This is a genomic window from Mycobacteroides chelonae CCUG 47445 (genome assembly GCF_001632805.1).
Classification (GTDB): Bacteria; Actinomycetota; Actinomycetes; order Mycobacteriales; family Mycobacteriaceae; genus Mycobacterium; species Mycobacterium chelonae.
The window spans coordinates 1676863-1696179 of record NZ_CP007220.1; the positions used below are offsets into that span (position 1 = coordinate 1676863).

14 protein-coding genes are annotated in these 19317 nt (G+C 64.6%); 9 read left to right on the forward strand and 5 right to left on the reverse strand.

All coding sequences use genetic code 11. The annotated features are described in order from the left end of the window. Positions 1-52: 52 nt before the first annotated feature. The gene (locus tag BB28_RS08290) at positions 53-2059 is read left to right on the forward strand and encodes a bifunctional copper resistance protein CopD/cytochrome c oxidase assembly protein (RefSeq protein WP_046253148.1); all 2007 of its coding nucleotides are present in this window, start codon (positions 53-55) and stop codon (positions 2057-2059) included. Here the strand turns inward: BB28_RS08290 and atzF are convergent. Further along, positions 2056-3669 (reverse strand): allophanate hydrolase, encoded by a 1614-nt coding sequence (gene atzF, locus BB28_RS08295; protein ID WP_046255667.1) that lies wholly within the window; start codon positions 3667-3669, stop codon positions 2056-2058. The two genes, BB28_RS08290 and atzF, sit on opposite strands and share 4 nt — an antisense overlap. A 190-nt stretch (positions 3670-3859) precedes the next feature. Here atzF and ssb point away from each other — a divergent pair, with 190 nt between their 5' ends. From ssb to BB28_RS08320, 5 genes are all read left to right on the forward strand, one after another. Then, positions 3860-4342 (forward strand): single-stranded DNA-binding protein, encoded by a 483-nt coding sequence (ssb, locus tag BB28_RS08300; protein WP_046253149.1) that lies wholly within the window; start codon positions 3860-3862, stop codon positions 4340-4342. Between the two features lie 118 nt (positions 4343-4460). After that, on the forward strand, positions 4461-6134 hold the full coding sequence (ettA, locus tag BB28_RS08305; protein ID WP_046253150.1) for an energy-dependent translational throttle protein EttA: 1674 nt from the start codon (positions 4461-4463) through the stop codon (positions 6132-6134). Positions 6135-6361: 227 nt separating this feature from the next. Beyond that, complete coding sequence (locus BB28_RS08310) at positions 6362-11032, forward strand: NAD-glutamate dehydrogenase (RefSeq protein WP_046255668.1); 4671 nt, start codon at positions 6362-6364, stop codon at positions 11030-11032. A gap of 7 nt (positions 11033-11039) precedes the next feature. Beyond that, positions 11040-11498 carry an acyl-CoA thioesterase gene (locus BB28_RS08315; protein WP_081252232.1) on the forward strand — a complete coding sequence of 153 codons (459 nt, stop codon included), beginning with the start codon at positions 11040-11042 and terminating at the stop codon, positions 11496-11498. Continuing rightward, positions 11495-12142, forward strand: a complete 648-nt coding sequence (locus BB28_RS08320) for a DUF8185 domain-containing protein (RefSeq protein WP_046253151.1) — start codon at positions 11495-11497, stop codon at positions 12140-12142. The genes BB28_RS08315 and BB28_RS08320 overlap by 4 nt, the downstream gene beginning before the upstream one ends. On the opposite strand, the gene BB28_RS08325 is transcribed toward BB28_RS08320, so the two are convergent. Both BB28_RS08325 and BB28_RS08330 read right to left on the reverse strand, forming a co-directional pair. Further along, on the reverse strand, positions 12139-13728 hold the full coding sequence (locus BB28_RS08325) for a glycoside hydrolase family 13 protein (protein ID WP_046253152.1): 1590 nt from the start codon (positions 13726-13728) through the stop codon (positions 12139-12141). The genes BB28_RS08320 and BB28_RS08325 overlap by 4 nt on opposite strands. Before the next feature lie 52 nt (positions 13729-13780). Beyond that, positions 13781-14188 (reverse strand): globin, encoded by a 408-nt coding sequence (locus tag BB28_RS08330; protein WP_046253153.1) that lies wholly within the window; start codon positions 14186-14188, stop codon positions 13781-13783. 237 nt (positions 14189-14425) lie between these two features. On the opposite strand from BB28_RS08330, the gene BB28_RS08335 reads away from it, so the two are divergent. Genes BB28_RS08335 through BB28_RS08345 form a run of 3 tightly spaced genes read left to right on the forward strand, consistent with a single transcriptional unit; the run spans position 14426 to position 15729 of the window. Continuing rightward, positions 14426-14977, forward strand: coding sequence for an HNH endonuclease (locus tag BB28_RS08335; protein ID WP_101312223.1), 552 nt, complete (start codon positions 14426-14428; stop codon positions 14975-14977). A gap of 31 nt (positions 14978-15008) precedes the next feature. Beyond that, on the forward strand, positions 15009-15275 hold the full coding sequence (gene ctaJ, locus BB28_RS24495; protein WP_030095090.1) for an aa3-type cytochrome oxidase subunit CtaJ: 267 nt from the start codon (positions 15009-15011) through the stop codon (positions 15273-15275). Then, positions 15262-15729 carry a DUF5130 domain-containing protein gene (locus BB28_RS08345; RefSeq protein WP_030095091.1) on the forward strand — a complete coding sequence of 156 codons (468 nt, stop codon included), beginning with the start codon at positions 15262-15264 and terminating at the stop codon, positions 15727-15729. Before ctaJ ends, BB28_RS08345 begins: the two co-directional genes overlap by 14 nt. Positions 15730-15800: 71 nt before the next feature. Here BB28_RS08345 and BB28_RS08350 read toward each other — a convergent pair whose 3' ends face one another. Together BB28_RS08350 and pepN are read right to left on the reverse strand one after the other, a co-directional pair. Next, entirely contained in the window at positions 15801-16640 is an 840-nt protein-coding gene (locus tag BB28_RS08350) for a hypothetical protein (RefSeq protein WP_046253154.1), read from the reverse strand. Positions 16641-16749: 109 nt separating this feature from the next. Then, on the reverse strand, positions 16750-19311 hold the full coding sequence (gene pepN, locus BB28_RS08355) for an aminopeptidase N (protein WP_046253155.1): 2562 nt from the start codon (positions 19309-19311) through the stop codon (positions 16750-16752). Positions 19312-19317 lie beyond the last annotated feature (6 nt).

The following is a 19317-nucleotide window of genomic DNA, read 5'->3' on the forward strand; positions in this document are numbered from 1 at the left end:
AGTCTATCGAACCGGTGACCGTGCGGATCGCATCTCGCCATACCCTTGACTGGTGACCACCACCTCCACCGCCAGCAAGACCGATTCGCCGATCTGGACGATCGTCGTCGGCCTTGCGGCACTGGCGGGCCTGGTCGCGGCTGCTATCGGCGCGCTGTCACTGGCAGAGGCCCTGCTCGCGACGGGTCTGCCCAACCCTGGCCCCGTCACCTCCTACGGTCTGCCGTTCGTGCGCGCGGCCGCCGAAATCGTCGCCGTGGTTGCCGTCGGTGCGTTCCTGCTCACGGCCTTCTTCGTCCCACCGCAGTCCACCGGCGTGCTCGACGTGGACGGCTACCGCTCGCTGCGCGTCGGCACCGCGGCATCGACTGCGCTTGCGGTGCTCTCGGCGGTGATGGTGCCGTTGTCGATCTCCGATGTGGCCGGTCAGCCGGTGAGCGATTTCGGGCTCGGGGAGCTGTGGACGCTCGCAGGTGAGATTGAAACCGTCAATGCCTGGCGCTGGATGGCCTTCATCGCTGCCGGCGTCGCGATCGCCAGCCGGGTGGTGCTGCGCTGGTCGTGGACCCCGCTGCTCGTGGTCGGGTCGGTGGCGACGCTGATGCCGTTGGCCCTGGTGGGACATTCGGCCACCGGTGGCGCACATGATCTGGGCACCAACAGCCTCATCATCCATTTGGTATCGGCGGCGCTGTGGGCCGGCGGCCTTGTCGCATTGCTGATCCACGCGCTGCGCGGCGGCGGCTATCTCGACGTGGCCGCACGCCGGTTCTCCACGCTGGCGCTGTGGTGCTATGTCGCGATCGGGCTCAGCGGAATCATCAACGCGCTTATCCGGGTGCAGCTTTCGGACCTGTTCACCACCCGCTATGGCTGGCTGCTGGTGGGCAAGGCCACCGCGTTGCTGGTCCTCGGTGTCTTGGGGTATTTACAGCGGCGTTCGGCGATCACGGCACTGAGCGAGGAACCGCAGAACCGTCGACCGCTGATCCGGCTCGCCGGGATGGAGGCCGTGATCTTCGCAGTCACGTTCGGTATCGCCGTCGGCCTGGGTCGCACCCCACCGCCGCCTCCGGTCAATCTCAACCCCTCACCGGTCGAGGTCGCCATCGGTTACACGCTCGATGGCCCGCCGACCCCGCAGCGATTGATGTTCGACTGGCGCTTTGATCTCATCTTCGGAACGGCCGCCATCGTTTTCGCGGTTACCTACTTGGTGGGTGTCCGTCGCCTCAAGGCCCGTGGTGACGCGTGGCCCGTGGGGCGCACCATCGCCTGGCTGTCTGGTTGTGCCTTCCTGCTCATTGCCACATCGTCGGGTGTCGGCCGGTACATGCCCGCGATGTTCAGCATGCACATGGTGGCGCACATGATGCTCTCGATGCTGGTGCCCGTGCTGCTTGTTCTCGGTGGCCCTATCACGCTGCTGCTTCGCGTGTTACCCGCCGCAGGCAAGGGGGATCCGCCGGGGCTGCGTGAATGGGTGCAGATTGCGTTGCACAGCAGCTTCTCTCGCTTTCTGACCCATCCGCTGGTGGCGACGTCGCTGTTCATCGGGGGGTTCTACGGCCTGTATCTCAGTGGGCTCTATGACGCCGCCGTCGATGTGCATGCTGCGCACTTGGCGATGAATGTGCACTTCCTGCTCAGTGGATACCTGTTCTATTGGGTGGTCATCGGCATCGACCCGTCGCCGCGGCGGCTGCCTCCGGTAGCCAAGCTGGGCATCGTGCTGGTGTCGCTGCCCCTGCACGCCTTCTTCGGTGTCATCCTGATGGGCACGAAATCGATTCTGGGCGAGAAGTTTTACAGCAACCTGGCGCTACCGTGGCGGATCGATCTGGCCGCCGATCAGCACATGGGCGGCGCTATCACCTGGGCGACAGGAGAGCTGCCGCTGCTGGTGGTCATGATCGCCCTAGTCATCCAGTGGTCGCGTTCGGACGAACGGCTGGCCCGCCGACAGGACCGCGCCGCCGACCGTGACGACGACGCAGACCTGGCCGCCTACAACGCTATGCTCGCCAAAATGGCTCAGCTGGACGAGAACTCGCGCTAGCTCACCGCGCCCGCCGCGACGGCCGCCGGCCAGCTGCCATGCTCGCTGATGTCGATGCCTGCCTGCGCGGCGCCGCCGTCACACCCAAAGCCGGTGCGCCACACGCCGTCTTCGCACTCCACCTTGCCCAGCAGCATGGGCTCGGGCAGCTGCGCGAGGAAAGTGCCCAGTGCGGCGGGGGACAGGCGCCAGATTTCTCCGCCGATGCTCACCCCGTCCTCTTCCGAGCGGGTCAGGCCAGGCTTAGGGGGAGTGGTGCGCAGCGCCGCCATCCGGTACTTCGAAGCGGTACGGACCGGACCCACCCAGCGTGCACCCAGGTCGGTGAGCTGAAACTCCAAGGGACCGCCCTTGAGATGCGCGCCGAACACCGCAAGCTCATAGGACAAGGTGATCGCGGTCGGCCAAACATCTTGTTCTGCAGCATCTCCGGTGATCAGAGCGGCGATGTCCAAGGCCACCGCATCATCGAAGGCGCGTGCCAGGACCGTCACCCCGAACTGGGCGTCACCGGCGGTACCGGCGGGCACCGCGACCGCGCACAGGTCGAACAGGTTGCAGAAGTTGGTGTAGGTGCCCATCGTCGCGTTGACACCGATCGGGTCAGCCTGCACCTGTTCGATCGTCGGATGCAGCGGCGCCGTGGGTACCAACAGCGCATCCGCGCCGGCCAGGGTGGTCATGGCCTCGTCGCGCAGGCGCTGCACCTCGGCGCGATCGCGCACCAAGCGGTGTGCGGGGATGTCACGTGCACCGGAAACAATCTGCGCAACAGTGGGATCGAGTGCCGCCCCGGGATTGGCGTCGATGAACTCGCCGACGGCCGCGTAACGCTCACTGACCAGAGCGCCCTCGTACAGCAATTTCGCGGCGGCAAGGAACGGGGCCAGATCGATTTCGACGATCGTCGCGCCCGTCGCGCGTAGACGCTCTATGGCCGCGTGAAAAGCGTTGCCCCACACCTCGTCGAGTGCGGGCAGCTCACGCGGGACGGCGACGGTGGGCTGAGGAGGCGCCGCGAGACGGGTGTTGGCGGGCCAGAGCCGGGGCCCTGACGCGGCACTCATGGCGGCCATCGCCCGATTGGCGGTAGCCAGTGACGCGGCGAAAATAGTGACACAGTCATAGGATTCACAGGCCGGGACCACGCCTTGGGTGGAGATGACGCCGACGGTCGGTTTGATCCCGACAATGCCCTGCAGCCCCGCAGGGACGCGCCCCGAGCCGGCGGTGTCGGTACCGATCGCGATATCGACCTCGCCGGTGGCCACGGCTACGGCGGAACCCGAACTGGAGCCACCGCTGATGTATTCGGGACGGCGTGAATCCGGCACCGGGCCGTACGGGGAGCGCGTACCGACGAGGCCAGTCGCGAACTGGTCCAGGTTGGTCTTGCCGACGACAACGGCACCGGCCGCGCGCAAGGCCGCGACCACCGGTGCATCGTGCTCGGGAATGTAGGCGTACTCCGGACAGGCGGCCGTTGTCGGCACGCCACCGACATCTACGTTGTCCTTCACCGCGAGCCGAACACCGGCCAACGTCCCTGATGAGGACTGCAATTCGGCGGCGATGTCGTCCTCGGGGCGCTGCATGATCCAAACCGTCATGTCAAGCAAGGTACGGGGGGCCGGACTCATCGGCCAGTTGTCCCCAATCTCGCATTCATCCACAGCTGTCACCGGAACGTGCCCACATGTCGGTCCGCGGTGTCGGTGCATGGCGGGCTACTGGAGTGGCCAAGGGCACCCGTTCGGCGGTGCCGAGAAGAGATAGAGAGATTGAGGAAAGGCACGAACCATGTTTGAAACTCCAGTGACTGTGATCGGCTCCATCGTCGGAGACCTCAAGCGGCGCCAGGTCGGCTCCGACGAAATGATCAAGTTCCGCGTCGCCAGTAATGCACGCCGACGGCGTGAGGACGGCAGTTGGGTGAATTCGAATTCTCTCTTCATCAATGTCACCTGCTGGGGACGTCTGGTCACCGGCGTGGGTGCTGCGCTGGGTAAGGGAGCGCCGGTGATCGTGCACGGTCATCTGCATACCAGCGAGTTCGAGGACAAGGACGGCAACCGCCGTCAGGTCACCGAGATGAAGGCGATCGCCGTCGGGCCGGATCTGTCGCGGACCATCGCGCGGATCGAGAAGGTCGGCTACACCGGTAAGCAGGAGGGCGCCGAGGCGGTGGAGCAACCCGATACCGGCACCGAAGACGCCACCCCGGAGCTCTCGGAAACCGACGAGAGCAGCGAGGAGTCGGTGAACCTGCGCCTTAGCGCGTGATCTGCGAGCTGACACCGGCGACCGCGCGGTCGCCTCTCACCTAGGATGGTTCGGGCAGCCCACCAGAACGGTCGTGAGCTGCGGCTAAAGAACTTAGAGGAGAGGCGACAGCGCGGCAATGGCTGAGTACATCTACACGATGATGAAAGTCCGCAAGGCGCATGGCGACAAGGTCATCCTCGACGATGTCACCCTGAACTTCCTGCCCGGCGCCAAGATTGGTGTGGTCGGACCCAACGGTGCTGGTAAATCCAGCGTCCTGAAGATCATGGCCGGGCTGGACAAGCCGAACAACGGCGAAGCATTCCTGGCCAACGGGGCCAGCGTCGGAATCCTGATGCAGGAGCCGGAGCTGGACGAGACGAAGACGGTGCGCGAGAACGTCGAGGCTGGTGTCGCGCTCAAGGGCAAGCTGAATCGGTACAACGAGGTCGCCGAATTGATGGCCACCGATTATTCCGATGAACTCATGGAAGAGATGGGCAAGCTCCAGGAAGAGCTGGATGCGGCCGATGCCTGGGACATCGACTCGCAGCTGGAGCAGGCGATGGATGCGCTGCGCTGCCCGCCGCCGGATGAGCCGGTGACACACCTGTCCGGTGGTGAGCGCCGCCGGGTCGCGCTGTGCAAGCTGCTGCTGTCCAAGCCTGATCTGCTGCTGCTCGACGAGCCCACCAACCACTTGGACGCTGAGAGCGTGCTGTGGCTTGAACAGCACCTGGCCAATTACCCGGGTGCCATTCTGGCCGTCACCCACGACCGGTACTTCCTGGACAACGTGGCCGAGTGGATCCTCGAGCTGGACCGCGGCCGCGCGTACCCCTACGAGGGCAACTACTCCACTTACCTGGAGAAGAAGGCCGAGCGCATCGCCGTACAGGGGCGCAAGGACGCCAAGCTGCACAAGCGCCTGCAGGAAGAGCTCGCATGGGTGCGTTCAGGCGCCAAGGCCCGTCAAGCCAAGAACAAGGCACGACTCGGGCGCTATGAGGAGATGGCCGCCGAGGCGGAGAAGACGCGGAAGCTCGACTTCGAGGAAATCCAGATTCCCACCGGCCCGCGCCTGGGCAACGTGGTGGTCGAGGTGAGTCATCTCGACAAGGGATTCGAGGAACGTGCCCTCATCAAAGATCTCTCGTTCACGCTGCCCCGTAACGGCATCGTCGGCGTCATCGGCCCCAACGGTGTCGGTAAGACCACCCTGTTCAAGACCATCGTCGGGTTGGAGAATCCCGACGGTGGCGAGGTCAAGGTGGGTGAGACCGTCAAGCTGAGTTATGTCGACCAGAGCCGTGCCGGTATCGATCCCAAGAAGAACGTCTGGGAGGTCGTTTCCGACGGACTCGACCACATTGTGGTCGGTCAGAATGAAATGCCTTCGCGGGCTTATGTTTCCGCATTCGGTTTCAAGGGGCCGGATCAGCAGAAGCCTGCGGGTGTGCTCTCCGGCGGTGAGCGCAACCGTTTGAACCTGGCGTTGACCCTCAAGCAGGGCGGCAACTTGATCCTGCTGGACGAGCCCACCAACGACCTGGATGTCGAAACCCTGAGCTCACTGGAAAACGCGCTTGAGCAGTTCCCGGGCTGCGCGGTCGTCATCTCGCACGACCGATGGTTCCTGGACCGCACCTGCACCCACATCCTGGCGTGGGAGGGAAGCGACGATAACCCTGCTTCCTGGTTCTGGTTTGAAGGCAACTTCCAGGCCTACGAAGAGAACAAAGTGGAACGTTTGGGTATCGATGCAGCCAGACCTCATAGAGTTACCCACCGCCGCCTGACACGCGACTAGGGTGAGATTGCGTGCCGAAACCCGGTACGCAAACTCGGCCAGGAGCGTTCTGCGTGACTGTTAACACAGGGACCACAACTTCCGAAAACACGCCATCTGCCAATGGATCTGGCGTGCCCACCATCGAGGCGCTGAGCGCTGCGTTCAGCCACGCCCGGTACGCGGGGGAGATGGATTGGGACGAGGTGGTCGACGCAGATGGGCACGCCGCGACACCGGCGCCGCCGGTGCGCGAGGCTCTGATGCGCGCGCTGCTGCGGTTGGCCGCACGGCGAGCGCCGCACGAGATAACGATGGCCACCTACCGCAATGGTGACGACGCGGGACTGGGAACTGCTCTGCAACTGGTCACCGATTACACGCCGTTGTTGACCGAATCCATCACGGTGCTTCTGCGCCGTCAAGGCGTGGCGATCGTCGATCTGATGGACCCGGTCTTCACCGTGAAACGTGCCGCCGATGGCACGCTGCTGTCAGCGGTCCCGGTGGAAAACCTGCAAAGCGATATCGCGCCCGATACCGAGTGCTGGATCCACCTGCAGCTGCCGCCCTCCATCGACGCCGAGCGTCTGGGATTCATCGAGACGCAGCTACCGCACACCCTGGAGGACGGCAGCCATGTCGCCGCGGATACCGATGCCATGCGCGATGCGGTCGTCGACCTTGCGGGCGCCCTGGACGCCTCGGCCGGTAGCGCCAGGTTTTCGTCCGCAGAGCTGACTGAAGTGGCCAACCTGCTGCGCTGGCTCGTCGACGGAAACTTCACCATATTGGGCTACCAGCGCTGCACCGTCGAGAACGGTCGCGCAACCGCTGACGAGTCGAGCCGGCTCGGCCTGCTCAAACGCCGTGAAGAGGTGCTGCCGCAGCTCACCCACAACGACCAGCTGCTGGTCCTCGCGCAGGCCACCACACCTACCTATCTGCGCTACGCCATCTACCCGAACATCGTGGTGATCAGACAAGAAGACGGCAACGGTCCGGCCGTCGAGCATCGCCTTGTCGGCGTCTTCACCGTCGCTGCGACCAACGCCGATGTGCTGGCCATCCCGGTGATCTCCGACCGCGTGCACCAGGTGCTGGGCCGCTCAGATGCCAGCCAGGACTCGTTGGCGGGTCACATGCTGATCGAGTTCATGCAGAACCTGCCTCGTGCGGAGCTGTTCGCATCGAGTGTCGACAGGCTCTACGACGTGGTGACCGCCGTGAGAAACATTGGCGCGCATCCGGGTTCGTTACTGTTCCTGCGTGCCGACGAGTTGGGGAACTTCGTCACGGCGCTGGTGTATCTGCCTCGCGACCGCTACACCACCACCGTGCGGCTGGCCATGCAAGACATCCTGGTGCGCGAACTCGGCGGTACGGGTATCGACTACACCGCCCGTGTCAGTGAATCGCCCTGGGCATTGGTTCATTTCACCGTCCGCATGCCGGAGAACAGCCTGCACGCCAGCGTCGACACCTCGGAAGCTAACCGGGTACGCATCCAGGCGTTGCTCACCCAGACCACCCGGACATGGAGTGATCGTCTGGTCCGCGCGGTGCGCCCAGATTCGCCGATCGACCGCGCCTGCGCGGAACGGTACTCGGTCATCTTGCCCGAGGTTTTCAAGACAAATGTGCCGCCCGCAGAGGCCATTGCCGACATCGCAAGAATCGAAGGGCTAGAAGAGAACTCCATCGACCTGGCCTATGACGCCGACGAGCTGGGCACCGGCGTGCTCAGCATGTACCTCGGTGGGCGCTCGGCCTCCCTGAGCCAGGTGCTGCCGGTGTTGCACAGCATGGGTGTCGACGTGCTCGAGGAACGTCCGTATCACTTCACCCGGCCAGACGGTCTGGCGGTCTCGCTGTACGCATTCCGCATCGTGGTGCACCCGGAGATCACGCGTACCTTCGATGCCGAGGGCACCGCACGTCGCGCAGAGCTACTCACCAACGCCATCGACGATGTGTGGCATGGCCGTGTCGAAATCGATAGATTCAACGAGCTGGTACTGCGCGCCGGGCTCACGGCCGGTCAGATCACCATCCTGCGCGGTTATGCCAAGTACCTCCGGCAGGCCGGGTTCCCCTACAGCCAGGCACATATCGAGACGGTGCTGGCCGACAACTCCCGGACCGCACGCGATTTCGTCGAACTGTTCGAGGCCCGGTTCGACCCCGCCGTCACCGAAGACACGCTGGCCGATGCCAAGGCCGCTCTAGTGCTCACCGAAATCGACAAGGTGGTCAGCCTGGACACCGACCGGGTGTTGCGCGCCTTCTTCGGCCTGATCCAAGCTACCTTGCGTACCAATTACTTTGTGAACAAGCCGGATTCGGCACGCGCCAACGGCGTGCTGTCCTTCAAGCTCAACCCGCGTGAGATCACCGAGCTGCCCGAGCCGCGGCCCCGCTTCGAGATCTTCGTGTACTCGCCGCGGGTGGAAGGCGTGCATCTGCGCTTCGGCCCGGTCGCCCGCGGCGGGCTGCGCTGGTCGGACCGCCGCGAGGACTTCCGTACCGAGATCCTGGGTCTGGTCAAGGCGCAGGCCGTGAAGAACGCGGTCATCGTTCCGGTCGGCGCCAAGGGCGGATTCGTCGTCAAGAATCCGCCTGCCAGCACCGGTGACGCCGCCGTTGACCGCGACGCGTTCCGCGCCGAGGGTGTCGAGTGCTATCGGCGCTTCATCAGCGGACTGCTCGATATCACTGACAACCGAGACCGTGCCACCAATGCGGTTGTGCCTCCCGAGGGAGTGCGGCGTCGTGACGGCGACGACCCGTACCTCGTTGTCGCGGCGGACAAGGGCACCGCCACCTTCTCCGATATCGCCAACGATGTCGCCCTGTCGTACGGGTTCTGGCTCGGCGACGCGTTCGCCTCGGGCGGCTCCGTCGGCTACGACCACAAGGCCATGGGCATCACCGCCCGCGGCGCCTGGGAGAGCGTGAAACGCCACTTCCTGGAAATGGGGATCGATACCCAGACACAGGATTTCACTGTCGCCGGGGTCGGCGACATGAGTGGAGACGTGTTCGGCAACGGCATGCTGCTGTCTCAGCACATCAAGCTGGTGGCTGCCTTCGACCACCGGGACATCTTCTTGGACCCGAACCCCGATCCGGCATCGTCCTGGGTCGAACGTAAGAGGATGTTCGCACTCGAGCGCTCCAGCTGGGCCGACTACAACGCGGCGCTCATCAGCCCGGGCGGCGGTGTCTTCAGCAAGGCGCAAAAATCCATACCGATCAGCCCCGAGGTTCGTGACGCGCTCGGAATCGACAGCGACGTCAAGGAGATGACACCGCCGCAGCTCGTCCGCGCGATTCTGCTGGCCCCGGTCGACCTGTTCTTCAACGGCGGTATCGGCACCTATGTCAAGGCCGAGAGCGAATCGCACGCGGACGTGGGGGACAAGGCCAACGACGCCGTGCGCGTCAACGGAAACCAGGTGCGCGCCCGAGTCATCGGCGAAGGTGGCAACCTCGGCCTAACGTCGCGGGGTCGCATCGAGTTCGAGCTCAACGGTGGTCGGGTCAACACCGACGCGCTGGACAACTCTGCCGGAGTGGACTGCTCGGACCACGAGGTCAACATCAAGATTCTGATCGATTCATTGGTCAGTGCGGGCAAGGTCGCAGCCTCCGAACGGACGGCATTGCTGGAGTCGATGACCGACGATGTTGCCACGCTTGTGTTGGCCGACAACGAATCCCAGAACAACCTCATGGGCACCAGCCGGGCCAACGCGGCCTCGCTGCTGAGCGTGCACGCGCGCCAGATCGCCTACCTGGTTGCCGAACGTGGACTCGACCGTGAACTGGAGGCGTTGCCGTCCGAGAAGGAGATCGAGCGCCGCGCGGCACTCGGGATCGGCTTGACCTCACCGGAATTGGCAACCCTCATGGCGCATGTCAAGCTCGGGCTCAAGGATGATCTGTTGGCCAGCGACGCTCCGGATCAAGAGGTCACCCTGCGCCGCATGGTGCACTACTTCCCGAACGTGCTGCGTGAACGGTTCGATGCGGAGATCCGCCAGCATCCGCTGCGCAAGGAGATCTACGCCACCATGCTGGTCAACTCGGTGGTCGACTGCGGCGGAATCACCTACGTGTACCGGCTCTTCGAGGATGCCGGAACGGGTTCGGTGGACGGGCTCAAGACATATGTGGCCGTCGAGGCAATCTTCGGACTGCGCTCATTGTGGGACCGCATCCGGCATGCCGATGTGCCAGTTGCGGTTTCGGATCGGCTGACGCTGGACATGCGGCGCCTGCTGGATCGTGCCTCACGGTGGCTCATCAGCTACCGGCCGCAGCCCTTGGCTGTCGGCGCCGAGATCAACCGGTTCGCCCAGGGCATCGCCGAGCTGACCCCAATGCTCACCACCTGGCTGCGTGGTCACGATCTGGAGATCGTCACCAAGCAGGCCGATGACCTGATGGAGCTGGGTGTTCCCGCCGATCTTGCCCGTGATGTGGCCGGCTGCTTGTACGGCTTCAGCCTGCTGGACATCATCGACATCGCCGACATCGCCGACCGTGACGGTGCGGAGGTTGCCGATCTGTACTTCACCCTGATGGACGACCTGAGGGTGGATGATCTGCTGACCGCAGTCTCACAGCTGGAGCGCAATGACCGTTGGCACTCCCTGGCCCGGTTGGCGATCCGCGACGACATCTACTCCTCGTTGCGGGCGCTCACCATGGACGTGCTTTCTGTCGGCGAACCCGATGAGACCGGCGAGCAGAAGATCGCCGAGTGGGAGTTCACCAATGCCTCGCGCCTGGAGCGGGCCCGCGGCACGCTCGCAGAGATCTTCGCCTCGGGTGAGCCGGACCTGGCGACGTTGTCGGTGGCAGCACGCCAGATCAGAGGGATGATCAGGAGCAGCATCAGCGGTCCTGCATGATGGTGCGATGAGCGTTAGCGAAGAGCAGCAGGCACGGATGAGCATGGGCGACAAGCCGGGCTATGTCGCGGCGGTGCCGGTCCGCTGGTCCGATATCGACATGTACCAGCACGTGAACCACGCGACGATGGTGACAATCCTGGAAGAAGCGCGAGTACCGTTCCTGCGCGACGTGTTTGGCGCCGAGATCACCACCACCGGCCTGCTCATCGCCGATGTCCACGTGAAATACAAGGGGCAGGTGCGGCTCGCCGATTCTCCACTGCAGGTGACCATGTGGGTCTCGAAGATCAGAGCGGTCGACTTCACGATCAACTATGAGGTGCGTTCGGTGAACGCGGCGCCGGATTCCAAACCCGCGGTGATCGCGGACACCCAGCTGGTGACTTTTCACCTAGACAGCCAAACTTTGTTGCGTCTCACCGACACCCACCGCGAGTACCTGCAACGCTGGTCGCGACCGTGACCGAGGCCCCGCTGCGGGTGCCGGACGCCGTCGACCGCAAGGATCTGGCGACGTTCCTCACCCGCGCTGCACGACTGGACGAGTCTGCGGTGGTGCGGCTGCGTCTTCGAGACGACGGCCGGATAGTCGTCTGGACTGCAACGCAATTCGATGTGCTGGCCTGCCGCGCCGTGCGTGGTGAGCTGAGGACTCCCGATATCACCGCCGCCGTCGATGAAGTGCTGCGCGGCCTGCAGGCCCCGGACGCTGACGGCTATGTGCACACGGGGTTCCCGATGGACTCGGCGTGGCGAGGTGCGCTACCCGCCGATAACGGATTCGAGTATCTCGACGACATTCCGGCACGGACGGTGCTCGAACTGGCGCAGCGTGGGGGAGAGCTGGCACGCGAACACGGCAGCGCCCACGGCCCGCCGGTGTCGCTGTTGGATCAGTCCGTCGTCACGGTCGACGGATCCGACGGTCGACCGGTCGACGTACCGATGCGATGCGTATTTGCCCTGGCGGCAATGGGATTCGTGCCCACTAACCCCGCCGAGGACGAACCGGTGCGGGTGCGCGCCGTGCCCGCGTGGTTACGGCTGGACGCCCGCTTCGGGTCGGTGTACCGCCGCCGGACCGATCTGTCGCTATCGGTCCGCTAGACGATCCAGGCCGCGGTGTTGCGCGGCAGCTTGCCGTTGACGAGTGGCCCGCTGGTCAGGATGACCTCGCCCGCAGGTAAGTCCACCAGGTCGCTGCTGACATTCAGGGCGCAGGTCAGCCCGCCGCCCTTGACACGAAACGCCAGCGCTCCCGGTGGGCTGCCGTACCACTCCAGGCTGGTGCCGTTGAATTCTTTTCTGTTCTTGCGTAATTCGATGGCGCGCCGGTACAGCGACAGGGTGGAATCGGCCTGTTCCAACTGACTTTCGACGGTGAAGTCGGCCCAGCCATGGGGCATCGGCAGCCAGGTCTGATCGTTGGACGAGAAGCCGTACGGCGGATCGGTGCCCTCCCAGGGGATCGGAACCCGGCAGCCGTCGCGCCCCCGTTCGGTGTGGCCGGAGCGTTCCCATACCGGGTCCTGCAGGGCCTCGTCGGGTAGATCCACATTCGGCAGCCCCAGTTCGGAACCGTTGTAGATGAACACAGTTCCGGGCAGCGCAAGCATCACCAGGGCCATGGCGCGGGCCCGCCACTGGCCGATCTGGCCGTTGCCGTAGCGGGTCACCTCGCGCTCCACGTCATGGTTGGACAGCGTCCAGGTGGGGGTCGCCCCTACGGAATCGACCGCAGCGAGGGAATTTTCGATGGCGGCGCGGATCTTGTCCGCGTCGAAGTCGGCCTCTACCAGCTTGAAGTTGAATCCGAGATGCAGCTCGTCGGGCCTGACGTACTCGGCGAAGCGAGTGTTGTCGTTCACCCAGATCTCGCCGACGGCGACCACATCGCGGTACTGGTCGAGCACCTTGCGGATCTCGCGGTGGTACTCGTGCACGCCCTCGTTGTTGAAACGTGGGTCCTCATCGGCGATGTGCAGCATCGAGGTTTCGGTGTCCTCGATATCGGGGAGGCCCGGCGGCTTGGCCATGCCATGGGCGACATCGAGCCGGAAGCCGTCAATGCCACGGTCCAGCCAGAACCGCAGGGTCTCGGCGAAGTCGTCAAACACTTCCGGGTTGTCCCAGTTGACATCTGGCTGTTCCGGGGCGAACAAATGCAGGTACCACTGGCCGGGCGTGCCATCGGGCTCGGTCACCCGGGTCCAGGCCGGACCGCCGAACACCGAGGGCCAATTGTTAGGTGGCAGTTCGCCGTTGACGCCCTTGCCGTCGCGGAAGATGTAACGCGAGCGGGCCTCACTGCCGGGTTCGGCGGCGAGGGCCTCGATGAACCAGCGGTGTTCTGAGCTGGTGTGGTTGGGCACCAGGTCCATGATGACCTTGATGTTGTGGCGGTGAGCGGAGGCGATGAGCCGGTGCATCGCGATCGATCCGCCGAACAACGGGTCGATCTCCCGGGGATTCGACACGTCGTAGCCGTGGTCGGCCATCGGCGATTTGGTAACGGGATTTAGCCAGATCCCTTGGATACCGAGCAAATCAAGGTAGCCGAGTTTTGCTGATATGCCATCGAGATCACCCACGCCATCGCCGTCGCTGTCGCCGAACGACCGAGGGTAGATCTGATAGAAGACGGCTCGCGACCACCAGGGGTCGTCATGTTGGCCCAAGTAGGCGGCGGTCACGGTTGATCATTCTGCACCACGACGGCGCTGGCCTCGAATCGCGATCGACGTATCAGAATGGCGAGTTGACCATCGACTGCGCAGCCATCTCCAGGTAGCTCCACAGCTGGGCGCGATGGTCGTCGTCAAGGGTGTTTCGGTCGATGGAATCAACGGCGGTCCGCATGCAGCGCAACCACGCGTCACGCTCGATGGGGCCGATCCGATACGGCGCGTGGCGCATCCGCAGTCGAGGATGTCCGCGCTGGTCGGAGTAGGTGCGCGGGCCGCCCCAATACTGCTCCAGAAACATCCGCAGGCGATCCTCGGCGCCGGTGAGGTCTTCCTCCGGATACAGGGGCCGCAGCACCTCATCGTCGGCGACAAGCTCGTAGAAACGAGCCACGATCGCATGGAAAGTGGCGGCGCCACCGACGGCGTCGTAGAAGTTTTCAGGGGTGGGGGCTGCCACGTCGTCCATTGTGCCGGTACGCACTTGGGTAGGTCAGCCGGGTTGGTTACGCGATGTTCATTGGATTGACCTGCGAACACGGCGCAAATTGTCGTGCGAAGACCGGCGAATCGTGGTGCACTGGTTGTAATGGTGCAACACAAGAAGAGCCGCGGGCACCGGCATAACAGTGCCAGCGCTGGGCCGACCCAGAACGGGTCGGCCCGAATACTGCACAGTGTCCCAGGGACGAGGGTCCCCGGGGCCATCCCCCCACAGCAATCCAACGACGCCGGTTCCCTATGGGGCCGGCGTCGTGTGTTATTGCTGAACTCCACATATGAGCCGCTCACAGCGCTGCCGATGCGCCGTGCGGTGATCATGCTGCTGTGCGGTAAGGCCGATGTGGTGCACGACGACCCGGGCGCTCCCGTCATCCATTCGGCCACCACATCGGTGGCGGTGCCGTCGGTGATCAGACTCAGGACCTTCGTGCGGGTGCCCTACCGGGCCCGGGTTCCGATGACGCGGGCCGCGCTGATGCACCGCGACCGGTTCCGCTGCGCGTACTGCGGTGGACGCGCCGACACCATCGATCACGTCATCCCGCGCAGCAAGGGCGGCGCGCACTCCTGGGAGAACTGCGTGGCCTGCTGTTCGTCGTGTAATCACCGCAAGGCGGACCGGCTGCTGGCGGACTTGGGCTGGGCGTTGCACACCACACCGATGCCGCCGAAGGGCCAACACTGGCGACTGCTGTCGTCGGTCAAGGAACTCGACCCGGCATGGGTGCGATATCTAGGGGAGGGCGCGGCGTGACTTCCCGGCGCGGTCGGCTACGGTTTGCATCGTGAGCTTTCTCAACAGCCCCACATACATCGGGATGCCGGTCTGGGTAGCCCTGATCACGCCGGTCTTCTTTGTGCTCGTCGGATTGTGGACGATGCGCAAGAAGGGCCCGCACCCCGCGACCTTCAACATGAACGACGGCTGGACGCACGCCCCGATCCTGTGGGCCGCTGTCGACGAGAACATTGGTGACGCGCACGGGCATGGCCACGGCCATGGACACGCAGGCACCGAGGCGATTGGAGGGTCCGCAAGTGGCAAGTGGTGAAGTCATCAAGACTGCTCCCGCCGATCTGCCGCGCGGCTGGGCCGAGACCATCAGCGGACGCCTCTCGGGGGTCACCGAGCCGGGCGCGCTGTCGGTCGAGTACCCGTTCCCCAACTACGAGCTGGCGACGCTCGACGATGCGCTGACCTACGGGTCGCGTCAGTCGAAGGCGCGATTCTCCGTGTACATCGGCGATCTGGGATCGGACACCGCCGCTGGAGCACGGGACGTCTTCCTCAAGGTGCCTACGCCGGATGAGGCCGTGCTGATCGCGGTGTCGCCTAACCAGCATGTCGTGGAGGTCGTCTACGGCGAGGGACTCAAGGGACGCGGCGCCGAGTCGGCCGCCGACCTGGGAGTCGCTGCGGCTGTGGCGTCGTTCAAGGAAGGCAACCTGCTCGACGGGATCATCAGTGCGGTGCGTGTGATGAGCGCCGCCATCTCGCGCCCCTGATCCCTATCCTTTTTGCCTTTACGCCGAGTGTGAATCCTGGGCGGAAAACCTGACGAGATCCCGCCGTAGGTTCACGCTCGGCGCGATAGGGCCTCGCGTACACGGCGAATGACGTCGTCCGGGTGGTCTTCGGAGACGACCCGAACGATCAGCCAACCGAGACCCTCAAGCATTTCCTGCCGTCTGATGTCCTTCACGTATTGGCGGCGATCGGTGCGGTGTTGATCACCGTCATATTCGATACCGACCATCACGTCTTCCCACCCCATATCGATGTAGGCGAGCGGGACGTAGTCGCCGTTATGCACCAGGATCTGGGTCGTCGGCCGCGGTAGTCCGGCTCGGCAGAGCAAGAGCCGCAGCCATGTTTCCTTGGGTGACTGTGCGCCGGGGTCGACCAGTTCCAGTGTTGCCCTGGCTTTTCTGATGTCACGTCGCCCTATGGCACGCGCCGCGAGCTCACTGACCTCCAGGGTATTGAGCTGCGTCGCGCGGCACAGAGCATCGATGGCGGCGACGGCCTGCTCTGTCGGGAAACGACACGCTAAGTCGAGCGCCGTGCGCGCAGGCGTGGTCACCTTCATGCCATCGACCACGCTGACTTGGTCGTCGGTGACCGCATCGGACCACACAGTCACCCCTGGCGGGCAATGCCTATTCAGATGCAGCATCTCCGCATTCCGAGTGGGGTCGACCCACCGCGCGCCGTGTAGTGCGGACGCCGAGTGGCCGGCGAGTACTCCTCCACGGCCAGACCATAGCCAGCCAGCCTTGGCCCGCAGAGCGGCCGTTATCTCGACATCCCGCTCGACGAAAACGCCGGGATAGACGGTGCGATGTCGTGTCCGCAACGAATGCCGCGTGAGTAGTCCGGCCTGAAGCGCCTCGCTACCGATGAATGGTCCCCCCATGCGCGTAGTCTGCGCCGGACCTCCGACACCACACCGAGCGTGAAATCTGGGCGGGAAATCGGGCGAAATCTCGCCACAGATTCACACTCGGCGTTTAAGCACAGGGGTGCTACTGGGCGTCGAACTCGCGGGCCCGCAGTGACCTGACGATGCCCGCGCGTCCCTCGGAGACCAGACGACGCAGCGCCGACGGGATCTCCTTGGCCAAAAAGCCATCTGCTGACTCGACCGCACGCTGCGAGATGTCCCACGACGGGTACAGGCCGATCACCACGGTCTGCGCCACCTCGCTGGAACGTCGCGCCCACACATCCTCGATGACATCGAAGTAGCGACCCGCGAACGGTGCCAGCAGCTCAGCCTGTCCGGGCTGCACGATTCCCGCGATGACCGAACGCGCGGTGATGTTCGGCAGCGTGTCATCGTCGATGACCTGCTTCCACGCCGCCTCTTTCACCTCGGCAACCGGCCTGGCCGCGCGAGCCTGAGCGGCCTGACGCTTGCCTGCGGCCGTCGGGTCGCGCTCCAGCTCCGCATCGATGAACACCGACGCGTCCGGCTCCAGTGCTCCGGAGGCCGCCAGCGCGTTCACGATTCGCCACCGCAGGTCGGTGTCCACCGTCAGGCCGGGCAGATCCAGCGACGCCGGATCGGAGTCCAGCAGCGCCTGCAGCACGACGGTATGTCCCGCCGACAACACCGAGTTGGTGAAGGCATTCACGAATGCCAGCTGATGATCCGAGCCTGCCTCGGCGGCGCGCGCCAGCTCCAGCAGCCGGTCGGCGAACGCCGGCCAGCCATGCTCGCGTGCCCACTCGGGCTCCACATACGAGCTCAACGCCGTCTGCGCCTGCAGCAGCAGACGCTGCGCCACACCGACTTCCGACTCGGCGTGCACGCCCGAGGACACCAGTGCCACGAAGTCGCGTGCCCGCAACTCGGCCTCGCGGGTCATCTCCCATGCCGCCGACCACGCCAGGGTGCGCGGCAGCGGCTCGGCGATATCGGCTACCCGCGAGAGCACAGTCTGAAGTGACTCGTCGTCCAGGCGCAGCGAGCAGTAGGTCAGATCGTCGTCGTTGACGATGATCAGCTTCCCTCGGGAAACACCAACCAGCCCGGGCACGTCCGTCGATGGTCCCTCGACGTCCAACTCAAGCCGGTGGGTGCGCACCAGCTTGCCGTCCACGTCGTCGTAGATTCCGACGGCCAGGCGGTGCACCCGTGTCTCGCCGGCGCCCGGGGCGGCCCCGGACTGCTTGACGGCGAACCGGGTGAACTTGCCGTCCGCGTCCACCTCGAAGTCGGGGGAGAGCGTGTTCAGTCCGGTGGTCTTGAGCCACTGCGTGCCCCAGTCCGACAGATCGCGTCCCGAGGCCTCTTCCAGCGCACCCAGCAGATCGTCGAATGTCGCATTGCCGAACGCGTGCGCCGTGAAGTACGCGCGCAGACCAGAGAGGAAGTTCTCCAAACCGACATACGCCACAAGCTGTTTGAGCACACTGGCGCCCTTGGCGTAGGTGATGCCGTCGAAGTTCACCTCCACAGCGGCCAGATCGGGGATGTCGGCGGCCACCGGATGGGTCGACGGCAGCTGATCCTGGCGGTACGCCCACGACTTCTCGACGTTGGCGAACGTGGTCCATGCCTCGGTGTACTCGGTGGCCTCCGCCTGGCACAGCACCGAGGCGAAGGTCGCGAAGGACTCGTTGAGCCACAGGTCATCCCACCAACGCATGGTGACCAGATCGCCGAACCACATGTGCGCCATCTCGTGCAGCACGGTCTCGGCACGTCGCTCATAGGAGTACTTGGTGACCTTGGAGCGGAAGACATAGTCCTCCAGGAAGGTCACCGCACCGGCGTTCTCCATCGCGCCCGCGTTGAACTCGGGCACGAACAGCTGGTCGTACTTGCCGAACGCGTACGGAGTGCCAAAGTTCTTGTGATAGAAGCCGAATCCCTGCTTGGTTTCGGTGAAAAGCCGGTCGGCGTCCATGAACTCCGACAGGGAGGCGCGGCAGTAGATGCCCAGGTCGATGGTGCCGTGGTCATCGGAGTACACGTCGTTCCACCGCGCGTACGGCCCGGCGATCAGCGCGACCAGGTAGGTGCTCATCTTCGCGGTGGTCGCGAAGGTGTGCACGCCGTCGGCAACCGATAGCGGCGCACCGTTGGAGATCACCTGCCAATGCGCCGGGGCGGTCACCGTGACGTCGAAGGCAGCCTTGAGATCGGGCTGATCGAAGCACGCGAACATGCGCTTGGCATCGGCGGTTTCGAACTGTGAGTACAGGTACACCTCGTCGTCCACCGGGTCAACGAAGCGGTGCAGACCCTCACCGGTGTGCGAGTACTCAAGGTCGGCCTCGACCACCACGGTGTTCGTGGCGGCCAGCCCGGCGAGTGTGATGCCGTTCTCCTCGTCGTACCCACTGACGTCTAACTCGACGCCGTTGAGCTCGGCGCGGCGCACGGTGCGGGCGGCGATATCGATAACCGTCGAGGCCCCCGGCTGCGCGGTGAAGGTGACGGTGGTCGACGAGTGGAAGGTTTCCGTACTCGGACCGCCGTTACCGTCGGTGAGGTCGAGGGTTATCGCGTAATGCTCGACGTCGATCGCAGCGGCGCGGGCCGCGGCCTGGTCACGGGTGAGGTTGGGGAGTGCCACGTACCC

Excerpts from the sequence above, each read along its gene's own strand:
- atzF (WP_046255667.1), bottom strand. The coding sequence starts at position 3,669 with ATGACGGTTTGGATCATGCAGCGCCCCGAGGACGACATCGCCGCCGAA.
- ssb (WP_046253149.1), top strand. The coding sequence starts at position 3,860 with ATGTTTGAAACTCCAGTGACTGTGATCGGCTCCATCGTCGGAGACCTC.
- ettA (WP_046253150.1), top strand. The coding sequence starts at position 4,461 with ATGGCTGAGTACATCTACACGATGATGAAAGTCCGCAAGGCGCATGGC.
- BB28_RS08315 (WP_081252232.1), top strand. The coding sequence starts at position 11,040 with ATGAGCGTTAGCGAAGAGCAGCAGGCACGGATGAGCATGGGCGACAAG.
- BB28_RS08330 (WP_046253153.1), bottom strand. The coding sequence starts at position 14,188 with ATGGACGACGTGGCAGCCCCCACCCCTGAAAACTTCTACGACGCCGTC.
- BB28_RS08350 (WP_046253154.1), bottom strand. The coding sequence starts at position 16,640 with ATGGGGGGACCATTCATCGGTAGCGAGGCGCTTCAGGCCGGACTACTC.